We start from the raw sequence: 23243 nt of genomic DNA on the forward strand, positions 1-23243 counted from the left end.
AACACCATCAATGTGAGGGACGACCGCCCGCCTTCCAGGCAGGTCGCGCGAAGCGCGCCACCCAACACCGCCGTAGCAAGCGCGGCTTGCCTGGAGGGTGGACCGGGGCCCGTTACCCCATCTACGGAATCATCACGCCAACGCCCGCTGCCCGATGATGGCAAAGCGCAGTTTGCCCGAGATCCAGTCGATGGCGGACACCGCGATCAGGATCATCAGGATCAGGAAAGAGACTTTCTGCCATTCCAGCACACGGATTTGTTCGGCAAGCTGAAGTCCAATTCCGCCTGCCCCGACGATTCCGATAATCGTCGCTGACCGCGTATTCGATTCAAAATAGTAGAGCACCTGACTCAACAAGATCGGAAAAACCTGCGGCAACAATCCGAACCGGACGCTATGGAGATGGTTGCCGCCCGACGATCTGACCCCTTCAGCGGGGTTCTTGTCGGCAGCCTCGATAGCTTCCGAGAATAACTTCCCAAAAGTCCCAAAATCGCTGCAGATGACCGCAAGGATACCTGCAAACGGACCCAACCCTACGACGCCGACCCAGATGAGGGCCCAGATCAAGGTATCGACACCACGGATGGTATCGAGGCTGCGGCGTGTCAAAAGGTGGATGATCCGGTTTGCAACTACATTGCGCGCCGCCAGCAGGGATACCGGTAACGCCAGCAGTGCCCCGCCCAGCGTGCCGAGAAATGCAATCGAAACCGTCTCTCCGAGCGCATGCAGATATTTCAATACTTCCGCCCAGGAACCAGCATTAGGCGGCAACATGAGCCGAACGAATTCACCCAGCCGGACCATTCCGTCAGAGAGTCGGTGAAAGGGAATGTCGAGCTGGACAATCCCGAACAGAAAAAGCGCTATCGCCCCGCCAAAGCCGATTGCGATTTTTGCTCGGTGCCACCAGTCCGGGCGGAAAATGTCCGGATAACGTTCAACGATGCCGGCTCGGTTTTCAAAACTGAAGGAGTTCATGTCGCGGAGCCCTCCAGCCCGAGGAGGCGGTGGCGCACCCGCTCCGTGATAAAGTCGATCAACATGACGGTGACGACAATGAGCAAAAGGATGGCGCTGACATCGGTGTAATAGAATTTGCGGACGGCCTCGATCAAATCCTGCCCGATCCCGCCGGCGCCGACAAAGCCCATCACGGCCGCGCCGCGGACGTTAATCTCGAATCTCAGCAGGGCATAGCTTACGAAGTTCGAGAGAACCTGAGGCACCGCGCCAAACCGGACAATCTGAAGCCAGCTTCCTCCGCTTGCCGCCACCCCCTCGATCGGTTTGCTATCGATATTCTCAACAACTTCGGCGAACTGCTTGCCCAGCGCTCCAGTGGTATGGATTGCGACGGCGAGAACGCCCGGCAGCGGCCCCAGACCAAACGCCAGCACAAAAATCAGGGCAAAGACGATCTCCGGCACGGTCCTGCAAAATTCGAGAACGCGCCGCGTAACAAAAACGGTCGTGCGGGACTTCACGAGGTTGGCCGATGCGAGGAAGCAGAGAACGAAGCCGCATATCGCTCCAGTGAGCGTTCCCATATACGCGATCAGCAACGTGTCTCCGAGAAGTCGCGTCCAGCGAGGCAGTCCCCAAAGCCACTCCGTGAGATCAACCCACGCAGTCGAGAACGAAAATTTAGGGGCGATGCTGGCAAAATAGGCCGGGAAGCGCCAGAAATTCTCGACGAAATTCCCAAAGTTGACATCGCCCATCCAGCCAGCAGCAATCGCCGCGGCGATCAGGACCGCCGAACCTAGCCAAACGCGCCGCCGCTTGGCGGCAACCGCAGCCGCATAGCGATCAGCGAGCTCTCGCAGCCTGGCTTCCGGAAATTCGGGGACTGCTGTTCGCATGGGATGTTCAGGAGAGAGAATGGGCAGATCTCGCGATCTGCCCAATCCATCTGGTCCCTTCGTTCCCCTCAGGATTTCTGCTTGCGAATGCTGTCGACAAACTTAGTCAGATCGATCACAGCCTCATAGGCCTTGTGATCAACCTCCACGAAGGGCAACTGCTTCCCCTCGTAGATCTTGTCGAAAGCGGCTTTGTCCTTCACCGCAATTTCCAGCACTGCCTTCTTGATCGCCGCCTTGAGGTCGGCGGGCAGGCTGCCGAGATACGCCATCGGCGAATTCACAATCTGTTCGGACTTCATGATGATCTTGAAATCGGCGGCCTTCGCCATGCCCTTCCGTTCCATCCGGAGCAGGTTCGACTCCTTCTCATCATTCCACCAGTTGAACGCCGCGTCGCAGGTACCCTGCGCAAGTCCGATCACCGCGTTTTCATGGCTTCCCGAATAGACTACTTTGGAGAAGAATTTTTCCGGGTCGATACCCATCTTGTCCATCGCGAAACGCGGGACGTTGTTGCCTGACGTTGAATTGGGATCGACAAGGCAGAGATTCTTGCCCTTCAAGTCCTTGATGTCCTTGTAGCTCGAATCGCTTTTGACATAGAGGACCGAATAATAGCCTTTGGTTCCGTCGCCATTCACCTCGATCGCGAACGGCTCGACCTTCGCACCGATGATGTAAGCGCGCGCGTAGGACGCCGGGCCATACATCGCTATGTGGATGTTCCCTGCCCGCTGGCCTTCGATGACCGCGGCATAATCGTTTGCGATCCGCAGCGTGACTTTGGTTCCGAGCTCGCGGGACAGATACTCCGCCAAAGGCGTCCATCGGTTGGTTGTGCCCGAGGCATTCTCATCAGGAACTTTTGCGAACACCAATTCAGGATATTTTGCCTTCCAGTCCTGAGCCGTGGCAGCCGAGGCAGAGAATACCAATGCCGCCGCTGCGGCGAAAATCATATGACGGTCTATCATGACGTCTCCTGTTTCGCAGTGATGAAGCTGGCGAGATTTCAGTCCCGCGCCACTCTTGATTTACAGACGCAGCACTCAGGCTGCGGCAACCGTGCCGAGAGCAGGAATCGCCGCGCTGGCCGGCACATGCTCAGGCGCAACGCCCATCACCTCATCTGCCTCAAGATCGTAGAGTTCGCGCGCTATGCGATCGGTCAGCGCCGCGGGCGCGCCGTCGAATACGATTCGACCCGAGGCCATACCGATCAGGCGATCGCAGTAGCTGCGCGCCAGATCCAGCGAATGCAGATTGCAGACCACCGTGATTCCGAAGTGCTTGTTGATGCGCAGCAGCGCATCCATCACGATCCGAGTGTTGCGGGGATCGAGCGAGGCGATCGGCTCGTCGGCGAGTATCATTGCGGGCTGCTGAACCAGCGCACGCGCAATCGCGACGCGCTGCTGCTGACCGCCCGAGAGCTGGTCGGCGCGCTGCGCCGCAATCGAGGCCATGTCGAATTGCTCGAGCGCCGACATCGCAATTGCCTTGTCCTCTTCGGGCCAGAGCTGCGCCAGCGACCGCCATGTCGGCACTGTCGAAAGCCGCCCCATCAGCACATTGGTCAGGACATCGAGCCGGCCGACCAGATTGAACTGCTGAAAGATCATCGCCGAGCGCGCACGCCACTGCCGCAACTCCCTGCCGCGCAGCGCGGTCACGTCAACGCCTTCGAACAGGATGCGGCCTTCGGAAGGTTCGGCGAGACGGTTGATCATCCGAAGCAGCGTAGACTTTCCGGCGCCGGATCTGCCGATCACGCCGACGAAGCTGCCGGGCTGAATCGAGAATGACGCATTGTCTACCGCGGCCTTGGTGCCGAACCGGCACGTCAAACCTTCTACCACCAGCATGTAGTGCTCCAGAGTTCCGGTCGTGGAGCATCGCTAGCGGCTCGATCTTACAGTTGTGTGACACGACTGCTGCGGTGCGGCGTTCGTCCACAGCAGCGGTCGGCGTCATGCATCCGTCATGATCCTGTCATCAAGCGCATCGAAGACGAGCGCACCGCCCTTCCCCGATTGCTGATGGACGTCCACCGATGGCCGGCAAGTTGCTTTCCACTGAACCAACGATCGACCCCACCGCGTCAGTGCGCAACTGCCGGCTCGGCGCCTATACCGAGGTCGGCGCCCGGACCATTCTGCTCGAGGTCACGATGGCCGATTATTCCTACGTCGTGAACGACTCGCAGATCACCTACACGACGATCGGGAAGTTCTGTTCGATCGCGGCCATGACGCGGATCAACCCGGGCAATCATCCGATGCATCGGGCCTCGCAGGCGCATTTCACCTATCGCGCCAGCAGCTATTTTCCGGGCGAGAGCGACGATGCCGAGTTCTTTGCCTGGCGGCGCGAGCATCACGTCCATATCGGCCATGACGTCTGGATCGGCCACGGCGCGGTCATTCTGCCCGGCCGCTCGATCGGCACCGGCGCCGTAGTCGCAGCCGGCGCCATCGTCACCAAGGACGTGCCCGCCTACGCCATCGTTGCAGGCAATCCAGCCCGGCCGGTCAAGCGGCGGTTTCCGGAATCGATTGCCGGGCGGCTCACGGAGCTCGCATGGTGGGACTGGGACCACGAGACGCTTCGCCGCGCCCTGCCCGATTTCCGCAAGCTCGATGTCGAAGGCTTTCTCGAAAAATACCAATCGGCCGAAGCATCCCGCTATCAGCAATTCAATCAGAGTGCCGCATCGTGACCGAATTGTTCATTGAAGGTGGCCGGGCCCTGCTCGGCAATGAAATCGCCGAAACCGGCTTGCGGATCGCCGGCCGCGAGATCGCAGCCATCGGTACGGACAACAGCCATGGCGCACCCGGGATCGACGCTAACCGGCTGCTGGTGCTACCGGGCATTGTCGATCTGCATGGCGATGCCTTCGAGCGGCAGATCATGCCGCGTCCCGGCGTCGATTTTCCGATCGATGTAGCACTTGTCGATAGCGACAGGCAGGCGGTCAGCAACGGGATTACGACCGTCTACCACGCCACCACATGGTCGTGGGAGCCCGGCCTGCGCAGCGCAGACAATGCGCGCAAATTGCTGGAGGCGATCGAGCAGATCCGGCCGCAACTCGCCGCCGACACCCGTTTTCATCTACGCCACGAGACCTACAATCTCGACGCCGAAAGCGAGATCATCGACTGGCTTTCGGAAGGACGCGTCGACCTGTTCGCGTTCAACGATCATATGGACTCGACCGTCGCCAGCCTAGCCAAACCACTGAAACACAGCCGAATGGTTGAGCGCACGGGGCTCACCAATGAGGCGTTCGACCGCCTGGTGGAAAGCGTGGTCTGCCGCGGCCACGACGTGCCGGCGTCGATCAGCCGGCTGGCGCAGGCGGCCCGCGCGGCTGATGTCCGGATGCTCTCGCATGACGATGAAAGCCCGGCGATGCGGCAGGCTTTTCGCGCGCAGGGCGTTGCCATCGCCGAATTTCCGGTCAACGAGGAAACTGCCCGCGACGCTGCCGAAGCCTCCGACTTCATCGTGTTCGGCGCGCCCAATGTCGTGCGCGGCGGCAGCCACACCGGCTGGACCAGGGCATCCGACATGATCGCCAAGGGCCTGTGTTCGGTGCTGGCGTCTGACTATTATTATCCCGCGCCGCTATTGGCGGCCTTCCGGCTTGCGGCCGACGGCGTGCTGCCGCTGGCCGCGGCGTGGCAATTGATTTCATCGGCGCCGGCGCGCGCCGCCGGCCTCGCCGATCGCGGCACCCTCGCCGCGGGACAGCGCGCCGACATCATCCTCGTCGATGACGCGGTGCCGTTGCGGCCGCGGGTAGTCGCCGTCATTGCCGCGGGTCGGCTGGTGCATCTGACGGAGGCGAACCGTCTTGTCCGTTCATCCGTCGTTCCGCGCAAGGCGGTTGCAGCCGCGTAAGGCGGCTCTATTCTGGCGCAATGGCAAAATACCCCCGTTACGCAATCTACTACACCTCGGCACCCGACAGCGCGCTCGACCGCTTCGGCGCCTCCCTGCTCGGCTACGACGCCCATAGCGGCGAAGACCTTCCCTTTCCGGATGGTCTTCCAGCGGACTGGTGCGGCCTGACGCGCGAGCCGCGCAAATATGGCTTTCACGCCACCCTGAAGGCCCCGATAGCGCTGGCCGACCGCAAGGACGAAATGCGGCTTGCCGCGGCATGCGAGTTGTTTGCCGATCTCGCCCGGCCGGTGCCGGTGATTCGGCCGGTCGTCGATTCGATCAGCGGTTTCATTGCGATAATTCCCGCCGAACCGTCGGCAGATCTCGACCTGCTTGCCGCCGAGGCGACCAAGGCATTCGATCCGTTCCGCGCTCCCCTCAGCGCGGAAGATCGCGCGCGGCGAAATCCGGCAGCGCTGACGCCACGGCAACGCGACTATCTCGACCGCTGGGGTTATCCTTATGTCTTCGAGGAATTCCGCTTCCACATGACGCTGACCGGACGACTGCCCACGGAACGGCGCGAGCAGGTCGTGGCGATGCTGTGCGAGAGGTTTGCGACAACCTGCATCGAGACGCTCGCGATCGACGCCATCGCGCTATGCCGTCAGGACGATGCGAGTTCGCGGTTTCGAGTCATCGGCCGCTGGCAATTGCACGATTGACACCGCCGGTATTCACTCCGCCAGCGCTTCCTTGCGCGTTTTCAGGATTGCCGGCGACAGCAACGCCAGCAACAGAATGGCGACGACGCCGAGAATGACCGCGCTGATCGGCCGCGACAGAAAGACGGTGAAATCGCCGTCCGCGATCAGCATCGCGCGCCGGAAATTTTCCTCAAGCTGCGGCCCGAGCACGAGGCCAAGCAGAAGCGGCGCCGGCTCGACGCCGATCTTGATGAAGAAATAGCCGAGCAAGGCGCAGCCCATCATCAACCAAACGTTGAACGGGCTGTTGGCAATGCCATAAGTGCCGATGCAGCAGAACAGGACGATAGCGGGAAACAGCAGGCGATAGGGAATCTTCAGCATCGAGACCCAGAGGCCAATCAACGGGAGGTTGATCACCAGCAACATCAGATTGCCGACCCACATGCTGGCGATGACGCCCCAGACGAGCTTGGGCTGCTCGGTCATGATCTGCGGGCCGGGCTGGATGCCCTGCATCATCAGCGCGCCGATCATCAGCGCCATCAGCGCGTTGGCGGGAATGCCGAGGGTGAGCAGCGGAATGAAGCTGGTCTGGGCGCCGGCATTGTTGGCGGCCTCCGGACCGGCGACGCCCTCGATGGCGCCCTTGCCGAACCGCGAGGGATCGCGCGCGAGCTTCTTCTCCAGCGCATAGGAGGAGAACGGCGGAAGCGCGGCGCCGCCGCCGGGCAATACGCCCAGCACGGAGCCGAGCGTCGTGCCGCGCACCATCGCCGGAAAGGCTGCCCGCAGATCCTCCCGGCTCGGAATCAGGCTGCGGATTGACTGGCTGACGACGCGCCGCTCGGCGGGTCTCTCAAGGTTGGCGATGATCTCGCCGAGCCCAAACAGGCCCATCGCGATCGGCACGAAATCAAGCCCGTCCGAAAGAGCAGCAATGCCGAAGGTCATGCGCGCGACGCCCGAAGAGATGTCGATCCCGACGAGGCCGAGCAACAGCCCCAGCAGCACCATCGCCAGCGATTTGGCGACCGAACCATGCGCGAGGACGACCGCGGCGATCAGGCCGAGCACGAGGAGACTGAAATATTCGACCGCGGTGAATTTAAGCGCGAGCACCGACAACGGTACGCTCAGGACGGCAATCACGATCGTCGCCATCGTGCCGGCAAAGAACGAAGCGATGGCCGCAATGGCGAGCGCGGTTCCGGCCTTGCCCTGCTTGGCCATCTAGTGACCGTCAATACAGGTGACGACCGACGACGTCTCGCCCGGCACATTGACCAGGATGGCGGTGGTCGAGCCGCCATACTGCGCGCCGTAGAAGATGCCGGCCAGCATGATCATGGCGCTCGGGGGCGACAGGCCGAAGGTGAAGGGTAACAGCAACGCCACTGTCGGAATCGGACCGATGCCGGGCAGCACGCCGATCGCGGTCCCGATGACCACGCCGATCAGGCAGAACAGGAGGTTGTTGAGTTCGAGGGCCGTCGAAAGGCCCATCAGCAGATTGTTGAAGAGATCCATATGCGTTGCCTGAAATCGCGCCGGCCTAGCGGGGCCAGATCGGGATCGGCAGGCCCAGCAACTTGACGAACAGAAGCACCGCCGCACCTGAAAGCAGGACGGCAAACGCCACCGTCTCGACGACCCGTCCTTCTCGCGTGGCGAGGCTGGCGAGGATCACGGTGACGACGGAAGCGATGGCGAGGCCGAGGCGCTCGGCTGTCAGCGCGAAAACGCCGACAGACGCCAGGATCGCCAGCAGCGGCCGCAACTGAATCGGCGCGATGCCGACGCGCATGCGCCAGAGTCCGCGCCCCGTGAAGAACAGACCGAAGCCCATCAGCGCGAGCACGACAACGCGAGGCATGTAGCCCGGCCCCATATCGGCGGCGTGGCCGACCGTCAGGTTGCACGTGGCGACGAGCGTACCCGCCGCCACCGCCACCAGAAACAGGCCGAACAGCAGATCCTGAAGGTCGATCCGGGAACGCGTCATCGGCCCGCCTCAGCTACCCTTGATGCCGGCCTCACGGATGATGGTGCCCCAACGAGCCGTGGCATCCTTGAGCCAGTTGCGGAATTCCTCCGGCGATTGGGCCTTCACGACGCCGCCCTGCTCGGCGATCTTCTGCTGAATTTCGGGCTCTGCCAGGATCTTGCGGATTTCAGCGCTCAATCGCGCGACCATGGCGGGCGGCGTTCCGCCCGTCGTCAGGATGCCCTGCCAGGTCCCGGCGGCGCCGCCGGGCAGGCCCGCCTCCTTGAAGGTTGGCAGATCGGGAGCCGACGCCAGCCGCTGCTCCCCGGTGACCGCAAGTCCGGTGAGTTGCTTGTTCAACACGAACGGCATGGTTGCAATAGCGCCGTTGATAATCACGCCGCTCTCTCCGGATACGACGGCGCGCGAGGCGGCAGCGCCTCCCTTGTAGGGAACGTTCTTCCACTGAATCCCGAGTTGCTTCGCCATCGCCACTGCCGTGATGTGGGTGGCGCCACCGACGCCCGAATTGGCGATGGTAAGCTTGTTCGGGTTGGCCTTGGCGTATTCGATCAGTTCCTTCGTTGACTTCGCCGGCACCGATTCATGGACGGCCAGGACGTAGGGGCCGAACATCACCATGGAAATGGGCGCGAGGTCCTTCTCAACGTCGAAAGTGAGATCGGAGAACAGGCTCGGCGCCGTAGCCAGCGATCCGACATCCATCAGCAACAAAGTGTGACCGTCAGGCTGCGCCTTGGCGACGGCGTCGGCGCCAAGATTGCCTGCGGCACCGGGCTTGTTCTCGACCACAACCGACTGCCCGATGGCAGCGGATAGCTTCGGGCCGATCAGGCGGGCCAGGATGTCCGAGGTGCCACCCGGAGCAAACGGCACGATCAGCCGCACCGGCCGCTCGAAATTCTGAGCCACGGCCCCGCCTGGCGCCAGGACACATATCGACACTGAAAGGACAACGGCGGCGATCGCCCGGGCGAGAGATGGCATAGACATCGGTATTTCCTCCGTTTCAAAGCGCAGTTCAGCGCGATCCCGCCGTTTCACCGGCAGGCTGCAGGCCTTCGAGGCTGCGTTGGGAGAATGATAGGTCATGGGCTAGCTCGCCCATGAACTAGTCTGCGGATAGGTCGATACCTTTTTTGGATGGATCGGCCATGTCTCAGCCTATAGAAGCAGGACATCCGGCCGGTCACCGGTCCCTCGTCTCACGTCGAAAATGCGGGTTTCATGTTTGAATTGAGCCAGTTGCGTTGCTTCGTTGCAGTTGCAGAAGAACTGCATTTCGGGCGTGCGGCGTTGCGGCTGAACATGACGCAGCCGCCGCTCAGCCGTCAGATCCAGATTCTCGAACGCGTCCTTGATGTGACGCTTCTGGAGCGCAGCAACCGCGCCGTCCGGCTGACGCCCGCCGGGCACCGTTTTCTGGTGGATGCGCGGCATCTGCTCAAGCTGGCCGAAAGCGCAGCCGTGCTGGCCCGGCGGATGGCAAGCGGCAAGGCCGGATCGATCAATATCGGCTTCACGGCGACATCGGCCTACAGCTACGTGCCGGCTCTGGTTGCGGCCTGCCGGCGTGAACTGCCGGATGTCGAAATATCGCTGAAGGAAATGGTCTCCAGCGACCAGCTCAAGCGGCTCGATTCCGGCGAGATCGATATCGGCCTGCTTCGCCCGCCGATTCCGCGTGGCGGCCTTGACGCCTTCCGCGTGACGGCAGAGACGCTGGTCGCGGCGTTGCCGGGCGGCCATCCTCTGGCGCAGGCAGACCAACTACGCCTGGAGGACCTCGCGAGCGAGCCCTTCATCATGTACGAACCTTATGAAGCTCGCTATTTCCACGATCTCCTGGTCGAGCTGTTCTCGCGCGCAAGCCTGGTGCCGAATTACGTGCAGCATCTTGCCCAGATCCATTCGATCCTCGCCATGGTGCATTCCGGCGTCGGCGTGGCGTTAGTCCCCGAAACTGCGCTGAACCTGCGCTTCAGCGGCGTGGTGCTGCGGCCCGTGCTGATGCAGTGGCAGCGGCCGGCCGAATTGTTCTTTGTTTGGCGCGGCGACAACGACAACCCGCTTCTTCCCGTCATTGCCGGCATCGCCCGCGGCCTCGCCGCTCAGGCGGGCTCGATCCAATCAATGGATCGATCGATACAGTGATTGGTCTCCATATGTGACCCTCTTGCATTAATCCTTCAGCGCAAGCCGCTGAAGGATCAGATCATGAGCAGGATGACCCCCAAGGAGATGGCCAGCCAGATCGGCAATGGCCTGCTGTCGTTCCCCGTCACGCCATTTCGGCCCGACAACGCGTTCGACGAAGCCCGCTACCGCTCCAATCTGGAGTGGCTGTGCGGCTACGAGGTGGCAGGTCTCTTCGCCGCCGGCGGCACCGGCGAATTCTTCTCGCTGAGCCCGGCCGAAGTCCTGAAGGTGGTGGCAACGGCGGTGGACGAAACCAGGGGACGCGTGCCGGTGCTCGCCGGCGTCGGTTACGGTACGGCGATGGCGACGCAACTTGCCATTGGAGCCGAGGCGGCAGGTGCCGACGGTTTGCTGCTGCTGCCGCCCTATCTGGTCTTCTCCGAACAGGAGGGGCTGGCCGCCCACGTCGAGGCGGTGTGCAACTCAACCAAGCTCGGCGTCATCGTCTACAACCGCGATAATGCGATCCTGAACGAGGATACGCTGGAGAGATTGTGCCAGCGCTGCCCCAACCTGGTTGGTTATAAGGACGGCATCGGCGACATCGAACCGATGACCCGAATCCATCTGCGCATGGACGACCGGCTGACCTATATCGGTGGGCTGCCGACCGCTGAGACCTTTGCGCTGCCCTATCTGGAAATGGGCGTCACCACCTATTCCTCGGCGGTATTCAATTTCGTTCCGGGGTTCTCGACCAAGTTCTACGCGGCCGTGCGGCGACGCGACCGCGAGACGGTGCAGGCGGGGCTGCGCGACTTCATCCTTCCCTTGATCGCAATCCGCAACCGCAAGCGCGGCTATGCCGTCTCGATCATCAAGGCGGGCATGAAGGTGATCGGCCGTGACAGCGGCCATGTCCGCTCGCCGCTGACGGACCTGACGCCGGCCGAGACCGAGGAACTGGCGGCACTCGTCGCGCGTCTCGAGACGTGCGAGTTCGCCAAGCGCGAGCTGGCAGCCGCCTAGATCGGGATGAGGTGGAGTCGGAATCGATTCGCCGTTAGTGCGAAGCACGATCTCGTGTCCCGGACGCAGTGCAGATACTCTTCGGCGGTACACCGCAGGATGCGGACACAAAATCGCGAAAACAACCCCATGCAAAGTAGAATCGGCCTCGGTCCGCAGCACTTTGGCCGCTTGCGTCCGGGGCCCGAGATGGTCCGTCGTCACGGCCCAACCTCATCTCATCCTGCTCTAGCCGCCAGCCGCCCTATCGCCGCTGGTTATAGACGTCGAGGCAGACGGCGCCGAGCAGCACCAGGCCCTTGATCACCTGCTGGTAGTCGATGCCGATGCCGAGGATCGACATGCCGTTGTTCATGACGCCCATGATCATGGCGCCGATCACGGCGCCACCAACCTTGCCGACGCCGCCATAGGCCGATGCTCCGCCGATAAAGCAGGCCGCAATGACATCGAGCTCGAAGCCGGCGCCGGCCTTCGGCGTCGCCGTATTGAGCCGCGCGGCAAACACAAGGCCGGCCAATGCCGCCAGCACCCCCATGTTGACAAAGGTCAGAAACGTCAGCCGTTCGGTCTTGATGCCGGACAGGCTGGCCGCCCTGGCGTTGCCGCCGATGGCGTAGATGTGACGGCCAATCACGGTGCGGGTAGTGACGAAGCCATAGAGCGCGATCAGCACCGTCATGATGACAAGCACGTTGGGCAGGCCGCGATGCGAGGCGATCAGGCCGGCGAAGAACACGATCACGGCGAACAGCACCGCGCTCTTGGCGACGAAGAACCCAAAGGGCTCGACCTCGATGCCATGCGAGGCCTGCCGCGCCCGGCTCTTGGCGCTGGTATAGACCAGCGCCACCGCCAGCACGGCCCCGATCAACAGCGAGGTCGGATAAAGCGTGCCGGCGCCGGGAAACAGTTCGGGAATGAAGCCCGACGACAGTTTCTGGAAGGTCGGCGGAAACGGTCCGACCGACTGCCCCGCCAGAATCGCGAGCGCAAGGCCCTTGAACACCAGCATGCCGGCCAACGTCACGATGAAGGACGGGATCTTGAAATAGGCAACCCAATAGCCCTGCGCGGCGCCGATCAGCGCGCCCACCAACAGGCAGGCAAGGAAGGCCAGCGGATAGGCCACATGATAGCGCACCATCAGCACCGCAGCGACGGCGCCGACGAAGCCCGCCACCGAGCCGACCGAGAGGTCGATATGGCCGGTGACGATGATCAGGAGCATGCCGAGCGCCATGATCACGATGTAGCTGTTCTGCAGCACCAGATTGGTCAGGTTGAGCGGCTGCAGCAGCGTGCCGTCGGTCATGACCTGGAAGAACAGCATGATCGCAAACAGCGACAGCAGCATGCCGTAGTTGCGCAGATTGTTCTTGATGAAGCCGGTGTGCCCGGGCAGCGCAACCGCCTTGTCGGTCATGGCTGCAATTCTCCCTGAAGTACCTTCTTGTCCATTTCCTTGTTGCGCATGATAGCGCGCATGATCCTTTCCTGGGTGGCCTCGGCAGCGGCGAATTCACCGACGAAGGCGCCGTCATTCATCACCAGGATGCGGTCGCAGACGCCGAGCAGTTCCGGCATTTCCGACGAGATCATCACCACCCCCTTGCCCGCCTCGGCAAGCTCATTGATGATACAATAGATTTCGTACTTTGCCCCGACGTCGATGCCGCGCGTCGGCTCGTCGAGGAATAATACTTTCGGATCGGTCATCAGCCATTTCGACAGCACCACCTTCTGCTGGTTGCCGCCGGAAAGCTGGCCGGTCTCCTGATAGACGTCGGAACAGCGGATCCGCATCCGGTTGCGGTAGTCGCTCGCGACGCGCAATTCGGACATGTCGTCGATCACGCCCTGCCGCGCCACGCGCCCAAGGCTCGCCAGCGTGATGTTCTTGCGGACGTCGGCGTCCAGGATCAGGCCAAGTTCCTTGCGATCCTCGGTGACGTAAGCGAGACCGGCATCGATCGCCGCTGCTACGCTGGATAGATTCACTTCCCTTCCATCGAGCCAGACACGCCCGCTGATCCGCTCGCCCCAGGCGCGGCCGAACAGGCTCATGGCGAATTCGGTGCGGCCGGCGCCCATCAGCCCGGCGATCCCGACCACCTCCCCGCGCCGGACCTCGAAATCCACGCTCTTGATTGTCCGGCGATCCCGGTGCAGCGGATGATGCACCGTCCAGTCCTTGACGGTGAAGACCGGCTCGCCGATCGCGGCGGTGCGCTGCGGAAAACGATGAGCAAGGTCGCGATTGACCATGCTGCGGATGATCCGGTCCTCTTCCACCGGTTCAGCCCGGCAATCGATGCTGTCGACGGTGCGGCCGTCGCGCAGCACCGTGATCCGGTCGGCGACGCGCGCGACCTCCGACAATTTGTGCGAGATCAGAATCGAGGCGATGCCTTGAGCGCGGAAAGCCAGCAGGCGATCCAGCAGCGCCGCGCTGTCATTCTCGTTCAGGCTGGCGGTCGGCTCGTCGAGAATGAGCAGTCGCACCCGCTTGGACAGGGCTTTGGCGATTTCGACCAATTGCTGCTTGCCGACGCCGAGATCCGTCACCAGTGTATCGGGCATCTCGGTAAGGCCGACCTGGGCGATCAATTCCTGGGTCCGGCGGTAGACGGTGTCGCGGTCGATCACACCGAGGCGTGACGGCGGATGCGACAGAAAGATGTTCTCCGCGATCGACATCAGCGGAATCAGCGCCAGTTCCTGGTGAATGATGATGATGCCGAGCGCTTCGGAATCATTGATGTCGCGAAAGCGCCGCTCCTCGCCGTCGAAGATGATGCTGCCTTCGTAGTCGCCGTGGGGATAGACGCCGCTCAGAACCTTCATCAGGGTCGACTTCCCGGCGCCGTTCTCGCCGACCAGCGCGTGGATCTGGCCCGCCTCCACCGTGAAGTTGACATCTCGCAGGGCCTGCACCCCGGCAAAGCTCTTGCTCACGCCGCGCATTTCGAGAATTGCGGTCATCGCGCCATCGCATCCCTTGTCTCAACCGCTGCCATCGGCGGCGCCAGCCATCGCCGGCGCCGCCGTTCCGCTTAGTTAATCTGCGACTTCTTGTAGTAGCCGCTGTCGATCAGCACCTTCTCCCAGTTGCTCTTGTCGACGACGACCGGCTTCAGGAGATAGGAAGGGACCACCTTGACGCCGTTGTTGTAGGTCTTGGTGTCGTTGACGGTCACTTCCTTGCCGCTGAGCGCGGCGTCGACCATGTCGGCAGTAACCTTGGCGAGATCGCGGGTATCCTTGAAGATGGTCGAATATTGCTCGCCGCGCAGCATCGACTTGATCGACGGCACCTCGGCGTCCTGGCCGCTCACGATTGGCATCGCCATGTTGCCGCTGCCATAGCCGACGCCCTTCAGCGACGAGAGAATGCCGATGGAGAGGCCGTCATAGGGCGAGAGCACGGCATCGACCCGCTTGCGGCCGTAGAACGCGCTCAGCAGGTTGTCCATGCGGGCCTGGGCGGTGGCGCCGTCCCAGCGCAGCGTCGAGACCTTGTCCATGCCCTTCTGGCCGCTGCCGATCACCAGCTTGCCGCTGTCGATATAGGGCTGCAGCACCGACATCGACCCGTTGTAGAAGAAGTAGGCGTTGTTGTCGTCCGGCGAGCCGCCGAACAATTCGATGTTGAAGGGGCCCTTGCCTTCCTTCAAGCCCAGCGCCTGCTCAATCGATTGGGCCTGCAGCACCCCGACCTGGAAATTGTCGAAGGTGGCGTAGTAATCGACATTGGGCGTGTCGCGGATCAACCGGTCATAGGCGATCACGATGATCCCCTTGGCCTTGGCCTGTTTCAGCACGTCGGACAGCGTGGTGCCGTCGATTGCCGCGATCACCAGCACCTTGGCGCCCTTGGTCACCATGTTCTCGACCTGGGAGAGCTGGTTTGGAATATCGTCCTCGGCATATTGCAGGTCGGTGCCGTAGCCGCGCTCTTTAAGGATCTTGACGATGTTATTGCCGTCGTCGATCCAGCGCGCCGAAGATTTTGTCGGCATGGCAATGCCGACGGTTCCCTTGCTCTGGGCGAAAGCGCCGGTCACCGCCGTTGCGGCCATGGTTGCCGCCAGCGCAAGCGCCGACAATGTGGTCTTCAGACTAGTCATGCTTCACTCCCTTGATATCAGAGGATCTTTGGTTCCCTGGATTGTCGGACCGCTGAACTGCGGTTCTTGAAACTCGCTTGGTCTTTCGCGCTTGTGCCGCGCCTCATCTCCTCCATCAACCCGTCGCAAGTTTGACGTCCGGTTCGGCGCGGCCGCGCACGGCGACATCGAGCACAAAGGTGCGACCATGGTCGGGATCGGCCCGCTTGGCGTCCTCAGCCATTCCCTGCCAGGCCGAGGTAACCAGCAGACGCGAGAGATCCTGGCCGACAAAAGCGGGACAGCTCGATTGCCGCGCCGGAACGCGGATCGTGCGCAGATGCACGCCTTCCGGGCTGTAGACGTCAATGCAGCCGCCGCCCCAGCGCGCGTTCCAGATCAGCCCGTCGGCATCGACGACCGCACCGTCGATACCGCCGCCGTTACGCCGGGTGACGAGCGCAGCCGGCTCGCCACGCGGCAGGCCGGTCGCCGGATCGAGCTCGACGCGGAACAACACGTTCTTTCCGGTGTCGGCGAAGTAGCCGATAGTCCCGTCCGGCGAGAAGCAGATCGCGTTCGGAATCGAGATGTGGTCGTAGAGCTGCGACAGCTCGCCGCGATGCAGCGCATAGATGGCGCCCAGCCCCCGCTCGGCGTTGCGGCCCATGGTGCCGATCCAGAAGGTGCCGGACGGATGCACCCTTGCATCGTTCGAGCGCGTGGCGGCGTTGTCGGCTTCGAGCGGACGGTACAGCGCCATCGCTCCATTCGCAGGCTCGCGGATATAGAGGCCGTCATCGGCGACGAGGAGCTGGCGATGCGCATCGATCCGCCCAAGCGCGCTGCCCATCACGCCGAGCGAATGGATGGTGGTCTGCCCGGTGTCGAGCCGCGCCTCGAACAGCCGGCGCCCGAGGATATCGAACCACCAGGCCGTGTCGGTGGCGGCGTCGTAGGTCGGTCCCTCGCCAAGATGGCAGCGCTCGCCGCAGAGAACGGTCGTCGCCACCTCCTCCATCCTCTGACCACCAATCATCGCCCGCTCCTTCCGGGCAACTCTACCTCGGATTGTGTCCCGATTGCGCCCTGGTTTGTATGCGTAAAGCGATACAGGGTGGTGTGGCGATAGACCTCACCGGGCGCCAGCCGTGCGGTCGGGAAGTCGGGCCGATTGGGCGTATTGGGCCAGGCGTGCGGCTCGAGGCAGATGGCGTCGGATTGGCGATACAGGCGACCGCCCTTTCCGCCGGTGGAGCCGTCGAGAAAGTTTCCGGAATAGACCTGCAGGCCGGGCTGGTTGGTGAACAGTTCAAGTACCCGTCCGGACGCAGGCGCCGCGAGCCGCGCCGCGAAGCGAGGTTCGCCGCCTGGCGGGGCGAGGCAAAAATTATGATCGTAGCCGCGGCCAACGCGGAGCTGCGGATGGTCGTCGCGAATCCGCGCGCCGATCTCATTCCCTGCACGGAAGTCGAATGGCGTGCCGGCCACCGCCATAGGTGGCTGCGGTAGCGGGATCGCGCCGGCATCAATGGCGAGGAAATGATCCGCCGCCACGGTGAGATGATGGTCAAGAATTTGCCGGCCAGAGCGTGCGCCGGACAGATTGAAAAAACTGTGGTTGGTGAGATTGACCACGGTGGGGCGATCGGTTCGCGCCGTCATATCGAGGGAGAGGTCCATCGGTCCGCTGAGGCGCCAGGTTACCTCCACATCCAGCGTGCCGGGATAGCCCTCCTCGCGATCGGCGCTGGTATAGGCCAGCGTCACGGCCGGCTGATCTCCATCATCGATCCGGACAATGCGCCAGTTACGGCGATCGAAACCCTCCAGCCCGCCATGCAACGCATTGGCCCCGTTATTGGCCGCGAGCTGCACGTTGGCGCCGTCGAGCACAAAGCGCGCACCGGCAATGCGGTTGGCGTAGCGCCCGACCGTCGCACCGAAGAATTGCCGGCGGGCCAGATATCCTTCGAACGTGTCATGACCGAGCACGATGTCGTCGGGACGTCCGGCGATATCCGGCACCAGCAACGCCTGTAGGCTCGCTCCATAGGTGATGAGGCGTGCTTCTAGTCCGCCATCCCATTGCAGGACGATGCGCTCGACCTCACTGCCGTCAGGCAGGACGCCGAAGCGGGAACGCGCGACGCGAGAGACGGACGGACCGCTCATGTCGCGTCCTCGAATGGCTCGACCGTGCGGCGTCGGCCCAGCAGGAACGCGTCGGCAACGAGCTGCAACGGCGCGAGATCGACGTCGCTCTCGCCGGTTGCAGTCAGTTTGCGGAAGCGGCGGTAGAGCCCGGCATATTCGGCATCCACGGCATCGACGAGTTGCGCGCCCCCTGCCCTCAGCCTTGCCCCGCCCATGGACAGCGTGACCGGGCCGCCATCGGTTTCGAGATCGATGTCCCAGCTCTGCGGGCCGGTCTGGCGGAAGTCGAATTCGGCCGTGATCTTCAGCCCCTCTGCATCGCCGAGCGCAAGGTTGGCCGCGATCGGTGCGTCGCGGTTGGCGGGAAACGCGAGGTCAGACGAAGTTACGAACAACGGCTGCGGCAGAATTCGCGTCAGGATCGAGAGCGCGTTGATGCCGGGATCGAACACGCCGAGCCCGCCCGCCTCGAAGATCCACGCCTGTCCCGGATGCCAGACCCGAACGTCTTCCTTCCAAGTAATTTTGACTGAAGTGACCTTCCGGCCGGCCAGCAATTGCCGCGCCGGCTCGACGGCCGAGGCGAAGCGCGAGTGCCATGTGGCAAACAACGTGCGCTGCGCAGCGGTGGCTGCAACCGTCAACGGCCTGATTTCAGCGACCGTGGCGCCCGGCGGCTTTTCCAGCATCACGTGCTTGCCCGCGGCAAGCGCCATCGCCGCCTGGGCGTGACGAACCTGCGGCGGCGTGCATAGCGCCACGGCGTCGATCGGCGGACCGTCGCGCAGGAGCTCATCGAGCGTCGCCGCATGCGGCACGCCTGATAGCGACGCATTGCGGCTGGCGATGGCAACCAGCTCCACGCCGTCAGTCGCAGCAATCGCCGGCACGTGTTGGTCGCGCGCGATTTTGCCGAAACCCACGATGGCGACGCGAAGCGGGCTCATGATTGCGCTCCAGGCTCGGCTGCAGGGACCGCAGGCGCGGCCCCGGATGATGCCGGTGTCCCCTCGTGGCGCCGCAGCCCATTATAGATCACCTCGGCCATGGCCGCGGTCGCCGCCTCGGCATCGCCGCTCGCGATCGCATCGACAATCCGCTGATGCCACAGCAGCACCGTCTCTCGATCCTGTGTCTCCACCGGCGCGCTGAGCAGGAACGAGGCGCGCAACGCCGCCTCGATGACATTGCCGATCGAGCGCATGAACAGATTGCCGGACGCGTTGGCGACGGCCAGATGCAGGGCAAGATCACCATCGGCAAAACCAACGGAGTCGGACGCCTCGCGCCGCATCCGCTCCATGCTCCGATTGAGTTCGGCGATGTCGGCTTCCGACCGGCGGGCCGCTGCGAGCGCGGCGGCGCGCGGCTCGACCGCCAGGCGAATCTCGGCGAGATCGTTGAGAAAGCGCCGGTCGATGCCGGCATCGAGATGCCAGGCCAGCACATCGGCGTCGAACATGTTCCAGGCGCCACGCTCGCGCACCACGGTGCCGACCCGCGCCTTGGTGGTGAGCAGGCCCTTGGCCACCAGCGTTTTAACACTCTCACGCAAGACCGGCCGCGACACGCCGAACATCGCCGTGAGTTCGGCATCGCCAGGCAGGCGGACGCCCTCGGCGTAACGGCCGGCGATGATGTCGATGCCGATGCTGCGGGCAACCTCGGCGTGGTTGGAGTGCGCACGCCGCGTCGGGATGACGACAAGCCGGGAGGTCATGATTTCAGGACTCCTGCCTTGCGGGAGCCGGCGCGGCGGGCGATGCCGAGCATGGCCTGCTGCAAGGCGATGAAAGCGAAAAGCAGGATACCGGTCACGATCTTGGTCCACCAGCTCGACAGGGTTCCATCGAAATTGATGTAGGTCTGGATCAGGCCCTGAATCAGCACGCCGAGCAATGTGCCGACCACCGAGCCCTGGCCACCGGTCAGCAGGGTGCCTCCGATCACCACGGCCGCGATCGAATCGAGTTCGACGCCGACGGCCGACAGGGAATAGCCCGCCGCCGTGTAGAAGGAGAACACGATGCCGGCGAGCCCGGCAAGCACGCTCGACAGCATATAGATGCGCACCGTCATCGATCCGACCGGAATGCCCATCAGCGCCGTGGTCGCCCGGCTGCCGCCAAGCGCGTAGACGTTGGCCCCGAAGCGGGTGAAGTGCAGCAGCACCGCTCCGGCCGCGACCACCGCAAGCATGATGAGGGCGATGGCGGTGAGCCGGCCTCCCCCGGGCAGTCGCAGCGCGAAATCCGACACCGTCGAATAGAGCGGCGCTGATATCGGCGTCGATTCCGTCGACATCAGGAAGCTGGCGCCACGGGCGAGGAACATGCCGGCCAGCGTGACGATGAAAGGCGGCATGTCGAAGAAATGGATGATGGCACCCATGGCCGCGCCAAAGGCGGCGCACAGCAGCAGAATTGCGGCGAAAGCGACCAGCGGCGGCACGCCGAGGCGCTCGATCGCCAGCGCGACGAACACGGTGGTGAAGCCGATCACCGAACCGACCGACAGGTCGATGCCGCCGGAAATAATCACAAACGTCATGCCGGTGGCGACGATGCCGAGGAAGGCATTGTCGGTCAGCAGATTGGCCGCCACCCGGGTAGACGCGAAATTGGGGAATTGCACCGTACAGAGCGCAAATCCGACGACGAAGACAATGGCCGTGATCGCAACCGGCGGCAGCCCTCTCATTGGCGCGTCCTCCCCAGCACGGCCCCGGCATTGGCGAAGCGCGGCGACTGCAGCAGCAGGACGACAAGCACGACGGCCGCCTTCACGAGGAGATTGAACTCCGGCGGATAGCCCGACAGCAGAATGCCGGTGTTCATCGCCTGGATGATCAGCGCACCGACCATTGCCAGTATCAGGCTGAAGCGTCCGCCGAACAGCGAGGTGCCGCCGATCACGACCGCCAGAATGGCGTCGAGTTCGAGCCAGAGCCCGGCATTGTTGGCGTCGGCGCCCATGATGTCGGCGGCGGCGATCACGCCGGCGAGCGCCGCGCACAGGCCGCACCAGACATAGACCGCGAGGATCATCGCGCGCGTGCCAATGCCGGCCAGTTCGCTCGCCCTTGCGTTGCCGCCGGTCGCCTCGATCAACAGACCGAGCGCCGAGCCACGGACCACCGCGCCGGTGATGATCAGCATGCCCAGCACGACCGCGACCGGCGTCGGCACACCGAGCACGGCGCCATTGCCGAGCCAGACAAGATCGGGCGCGGTGAAGGTGACGATCCGCCCCTCGGTAATGAGCTGCGCGACGCCGCGTCCCGCCACCATCAGGATCAGGGTCGCGACGATCGGCTGGATGCCGAGCACCGCAACAAGGAAGCCATTCCACAGCCCGCACAACAACCCGGCGCCGAGCGCGGCGGCGAGCGCGAGCGGCAGGCCGTACGCGTCGGCGAGACTGGCGGCAATGGCGCCTGATATAGCCATCACCGCACCCACCGACAGGTCGATGCCCCGCGTCGCGATAACCAGCACCATCCCGAGCGCCAGCAGCGCGACGGGTGCGCCGCGGTTGAGGACGTCGATCAGGCTGCCGAACAGCCGTCCGTCCTGCATCCGCAAATCGAAGAATTGCGGCGAGACGGCCCGGTCAATTGCAAGGATCACCAGCAAGGCGACGATCTGGGCAAGGCCTCGGCTTTGCAGCAGTCTTTGCAACAGTCCTGGCATCATGCTTGCCCGGCTTCCGCACCGGCGGCAATCGCCGCCAGTATATTGGAGACGTCGATGGCTTCCCCTTCCAGCTCATCAACATGGGCGCGATCGCGCAGCACGATTACCCGATCGGAATAGGTCACGATCTCATCGAGCTCGGAGGAAATCACCAGGAGCGCGAGGCCGTCGTCGCAGAGTTCGCGGATCAGGCGAATGATCTCGGCGTGAGCGCCGACATCGATGCCGCGGGTCGGCTCGTCCAGCACCAGAACGCGCGGCGCGGTGGCGAGCCAGCGGGCGAGCAGCACCTTCTGCTGGTTGCCGCCGGACAACAACCCGATCGGCCGCTCCGGCTCCGGCGGGCGAATGTCGAGCATCCGGATGAAACGCATGGCGATCTCGTCCTGCTCGGCGCGAGACAGCGGTTTTGCGAGGCCGCGCTTGGCCTGCAGCGCCAGCACGATGTTTTCGCGCACGGTGAGATCGGCAATGATGCCGTCGGTCTTGCGCTCTTCCGGGCAATAGCCGAAGCCATGGGCGACGGCATCACGCGGCGATTGCAGCCGGACCGGCTTGCCTTCGACCGTCGCGCTGCCGCTGTCGGCGCGCTCGGCGCCAAACACCAGCCGTGCAGTCTCGGTGCGGCCCGACCCCAGCAGGCCGGCCAGCCCAACCACCTCGCCGCGACGAAGCTCAAGATTGAATGGTGCAACATAGCCGGCCTTGCCGTAGTCCTCGAAACGCGCGCAGGTCTCCCCTACCTGCCGCGCCTGCGCTGCCGCGCGCTCACTCGTCGTCTCGGCAAGCTCGCGACCGAGCATCATGCGGATCAATTCGATCCGCGGCAGTTCGCCGGTGGTCCGCTCGCCGATCAGCCGGCCGTTGCGCAGCACCGTGATACGGTCGCAGATCTCGTAGACCTGATCGAGGAAATGCGTGACGAAGATGACGCCGATCCCGCGCGTAGCGAGCTTGCGCATCACGGCGAAGAGGATTTCCACCTCGTGGCGATCGAGGCTCGCTGTCGGCTCGTCGAGGATCAGCACGCGTGCCGACTGGTCGACGGCGCGCGCAATTGCCGCGATGTGTTGCACCGCGACCGAATAGTTGCCGAGCGGCTCGGCGACGTCGATATGCAGATCGAATTCGGCGAGCAGCGCGGTGGCGCGGCGGCGCATCTCGGCCTCGCGCACCAGGCCGAACCGCGTCGGCTGCCTGCCGAGATAGAGGTTTTGCGCCACCGACAGGTTTTGGAGCAGATTGACCTCCTGATAGACGGTCGCAATCCCCGCATCGACCGCGGCCTTGGCCGAGCGTGGCGCCACCTCGGCGCCGCCGAGCCTGACAATACCGGCGTCACGTGGGAAGACGCCCGTCACGGCCTTGATCAAAGTGGACTTGCCTGCGCCGTTCTCGCCCAGCAGCGCGTGGATTTCGCCGGCCCGCAAGGTGAAATCCACCGCCTGCAGGGCGCGCAGCGTGCCAAAACTCTTGCTCAGGCCCCGCACTTCCAGCAGAGCCGGGCCAGGGTTGGAAGCTGCATTCATGCCGGCATCACTCCCACCGACGTTCGCATCGCGCGCGAACGCCTGGCATGTTCGCCTTGTGAGGCGGATTCATCGAGAAGGGTGGTGCCGCCGGGTCCGGGG

Annotated in this window: 21 protein-coding genes and 1 pseudogene; 5 read left to right on the forward strand and 17 right to left on the reverse strand. The window is 63.4% G+C overall.

Translation table 11 applies throughout. The features are described from left to right. Positions 1 to 132: 132 nt before the first annotated feature. The 4 genes from phnE (AC0QUY_RS18275) to phnC all read right to left on the reverse strand — a co-directional run bounded on the left by phnE (AC0QUY_RS18275) (position 133) and on the right by phnC (position 3739). The gene (gene phnE, locus AC0QUY_RS18275; protein ID WP_161853224.1) at positions 133 to 987 is read right to left on the reverse strand and encodes a phosphonate ABC transporter, permease protein PhnE; all 855 of its coding nucleotides are present in this window, start codon (positions 985 to 987) and stop codon (positions 133 to 135) included. Beyond that, entirely contained in the window at positions 984 to 1871 is an 888-nt protein-coding gene (gene phnE / locus AC0QUY_RS18280) for a phosphonate ABC transporter, permease protein PhnE (protein ID WP_161853223.1), read from the reverse strand. The genes phnE (AC0QUY_RS18275) and phnE (AC0QUY_RS18280) overlap by 4 nt, the downstream gene beginning before the upstream one ends. Positions 1872 to 1939: 68 nt before the next feature. Further along, positions 1940 to 2848 (reverse strand): phosphonate ABC transporter substrate-binding protein, encoded by a 909-nt coding sequence (phnD, locus tag AC0QUY_RS18285; protein ID WP_161853222.1) that lies wholly within the window; start codon positions 2846 to 2848, stop codon positions 1940 to 1942. A 75-nt stretch (positions 2849 to 2923) separates the two neighbouring features. Continuing rightward, entirely contained in the window at positions 2924 to 3739 is an 816-nt protein-coding gene (phnC, locus tag AC0QUY_RS18290) for a phosphonate ABC transporter ATP-binding protein (protein ID WP_475387824.1), read from the reverse strand. A gap of 188 nt (positions 3740 to 3927) precedes the next feature. Here phnC and AC0QUY_RS18295 point away from each other — a divergent pair, with 188 nt between their 5' ends. From AC0QUY_RS18295 to AC0QUY_RS18305, 3 genes are read left to right on the forward strand one after another with little or no spacing between them, the layout of a single operon-like run. After that, positions 3928 to 4593: a transferase hexapeptide repeat family protein gene (locus AC0QUY_RS18295; RefSeq protein ID WP_475387825.1), complete on the forward strand. Its 666-nt coding sequence runs from the start codon at positions 3928 to 3930 to the stop codon at positions 4591 to 4593. Further along, the gene (locus tag AC0QUY_RS18300) at positions 4590 to 5783 is read left to right on the forward strand and encodes an alpha-D-ribose 1-methylphosphonate 5-triphosphate diphosphatase (protein WP_475387826.1); all 1194 of its coding nucleotides are present in this window, start codon (positions 4590 to 4592) and stop codon (positions 5781 to 5783) included. The genes AC0QUY_RS18295 and AC0QUY_RS18300 overlap by 4 nt, the downstream gene beginning before the upstream one ends. A 20-nt stretch (positions 5784 to 5803) precedes the next feature. Then, entirely contained in the window at positions 5804 to 6493 is a 690-nt protein-coding gene (locus AC0QUY_RS18305) for a DUF1045 domain-containing protein (protein ID WP_475387827.1), read from the forward strand. Between the two features lie 12 nt (positions 6494 to 6505). Here AC0QUY_RS18305 and AC0QUY_RS18310 read toward each other — a convergent pair. From AC0QUY_RS18310 to AC0QUY_RS18320, 3 genes and pseudogenes are all read right to left on the reverse strand, one after another. After that, a pseudogene (locus tag AC0QUY_RS18310) lies at positions 6506 to 8005 on the reverse strand (tripartite tricarboxylate transporter permease). A 25-nt stretch (positions 8006 to 8030) separates the two neighbouring features. Then, complete coding sequence (locus AC0QUY_RS18315; protein ID WP_475387828.1) at positions 8031 to 8480, reverse strand: tripartite tricarboxylate transporter TctB family protein; 450 nt, start codon at positions 8478 to 8480, stop codon at positions 8031 to 8033. A 9-nt stretch (positions 8481 to 8489) separates the two neighbouring features. Beyond that, on the reverse strand, positions 8490 to 9476 hold the full coding sequence (locus tag AC0QUY_RS18320) for a Bug family tripartite tricarboxylate transporter substrate binding protein (protein WP_475387829.1): 987 nt from the start codon (positions 9474 to 9476) through the stop codon (positions 8490 to 8492). Positions 9477 to 9710: 234 nt separating this feature from the next. Between AC0QUY_RS18320 and AC0QUY_RS18325 the strand changes: the two genes are divergently transcribed. Further along, complete coding sequence (locus AC0QUY_RS18325) at positions 9711 to 10637, forward strand: LysR family transcriptional regulator (RefSeq protein ID WP_475387830.1); 927 nt, start codon at positions 9711 to 9713, stop codon at positions 10635 to 10637. Positions 10638 to 10700: 63 nt separating this feature from the next. Further along, positions 10701 to 11651 (forward strand): 5-dehydro-4-deoxyglucarate dehydratase, encoded by a 951-nt coding sequence (gene kdgD, locus AC0QUY_RS18330; RefSeq protein WP_475387831.1) that lies wholly within the window; start codon positions 10701 to 10703, stop codon positions 11649 to 11651. Between the two features lie 244 nt (positions 11652 to 11895). Here kdgD and mmsB read toward each other — a convergent pair whose 3' ends face one another. The 10 genes from mmsB to AC0QUY_RS18380 form a co-directional block, all read right to left on the reverse strand. Continuing rightward, positions 11896 to 13077, reverse strand: coding sequence for a multiple monosaccharide ABC transporter permease (gene mmsB / locus AC0QUY_RS18335; protein ID WP_475387832.1), 1182 nt, complete (start codon positions 13075 to 13077; stop codon positions 11896 to 11898). Next, positions 13074 to 14636: a multiple monosaccharide ABC transporter ATP-binding protein gene (gene mmsA, locus AC0QUY_RS18340; protein ID WP_475387833.1), complete on the reverse strand. Its 1563-nt coding sequence runs from the start codon at positions 14634 to 14636 to the stop codon at positions 13074 to 13076. Before mmsA ends, mmsB begins: the two co-directional genes overlap by 4 nt. A 71-nt stretch (positions 14637 to 14707) precedes the next feature. Next, complete coding sequence (gene chvE / locus AC0QUY_RS18345; protein ID WP_161853211.1) at positions 14708 to 15781, reverse strand: multiple monosaccharide ABC transporter substrate-binding protein; 1074 nt, start codon at positions 15779 to 15781, stop codon at positions 14708 to 14710. A gap of 115 nt (positions 15782 to 15896) precedes the next feature. Beyond that, positions 15897 to 16781, reverse strand: a complete 885-nt coding sequence (locus AC0QUY_RS18350; RefSeq protein WP_475387965.1) for an SMP-30/gluconolactonase/LRE family protein — start codon at positions 16779 to 16781, stop codon at positions 15897 to 15899. Between the two features lie 14 nt (positions 16782 to 16795). Continuing rightward, positions 16796 to 17935 (reverse strand): aldose epimerase family protein, encoded by a 1140-nt coding sequence (locus tag AC0QUY_RS18355; RefSeq protein ID WP_475387834.1) that lies wholly within the window; start codon positions 17933 to 17935, stop codon positions 16796 to 16798. After that, positions 17932 to 18864: a Gfo/Idh/MocA family protein gene (locus tag AC0QUY_RS18360; RefSeq protein ID WP_475387835.1), complete on the reverse strand. Its 933-nt coding sequence runs from the start codon at positions 18862 to 18864 to the stop codon at positions 17932 to 17934. Before AC0QUY_RS18360 ends, AC0QUY_RS18355 begins: the two co-directional genes overlap by 4 nt. Next, positions 18861 to 19637 carry a FadR/GntR family transcriptional regulator gene (locus tag AC0QUY_RS18365; RefSeq protein ID WP_161853208.1) on the reverse strand — a complete coding sequence of 259 codons (777 nt, stop codon included), beginning with the start codon at positions 19635 to 19637 and terminating at the stop codon, positions 18861 to 18863. Before AC0QUY_RS18365 ends, AC0QUY_RS18360 begins: the two co-directional genes overlap by 4 nt. Beyond that, positions 19634 to 20617 carry a galactofuranose ABC transporter, permease protein YjfF gene (gene yjfF, locus AC0QUY_RS18370; RefSeq protein ID WP_161853207.1) on the reverse strand — a complete coding sequence of 328 codons (984 nt, stop codon included), beginning with the start codon at positions 20615 to 20617 and terminating at the stop codon, positions 19634 to 19636. The genes AC0QUY_RS18365 and yjfF overlap by 4 nt, the downstream gene beginning before the upstream one ends. Then, the gene (locus AC0QUY_RS18375; protein WP_161853206.1) at positions 20614 to 21609 is read right to left on the reverse strand and encodes an ABC transporter permease; all 996 of its coding nucleotides are present in this window, start codon (positions 21607 to 21609) and stop codon (positions 20614 to 20616) included. The genes yjfF and AC0QUY_RS18375 overlap by 4 nt, the downstream gene beginning before the upstream one ends. Next, entirely contained in the window at positions 21609 to 23141 is a 1533-nt protein-coding gene (locus AC0QUY_RS18380) for a sugar ABC transporter ATP-binding protein (protein WP_475387836.1), read from the reverse strand. The genes AC0QUY_RS18375 and AC0QUY_RS18380 overlap by 1 nt, the downstream gene beginning before the upstream one ends. Positions 23142 to 23243: the final 102 nt, after the last annotated feature.

The sequence above is a fragment of the Bradyrhizobium sp. WYCCWR15520 genome (assembly GCF_056174665.1).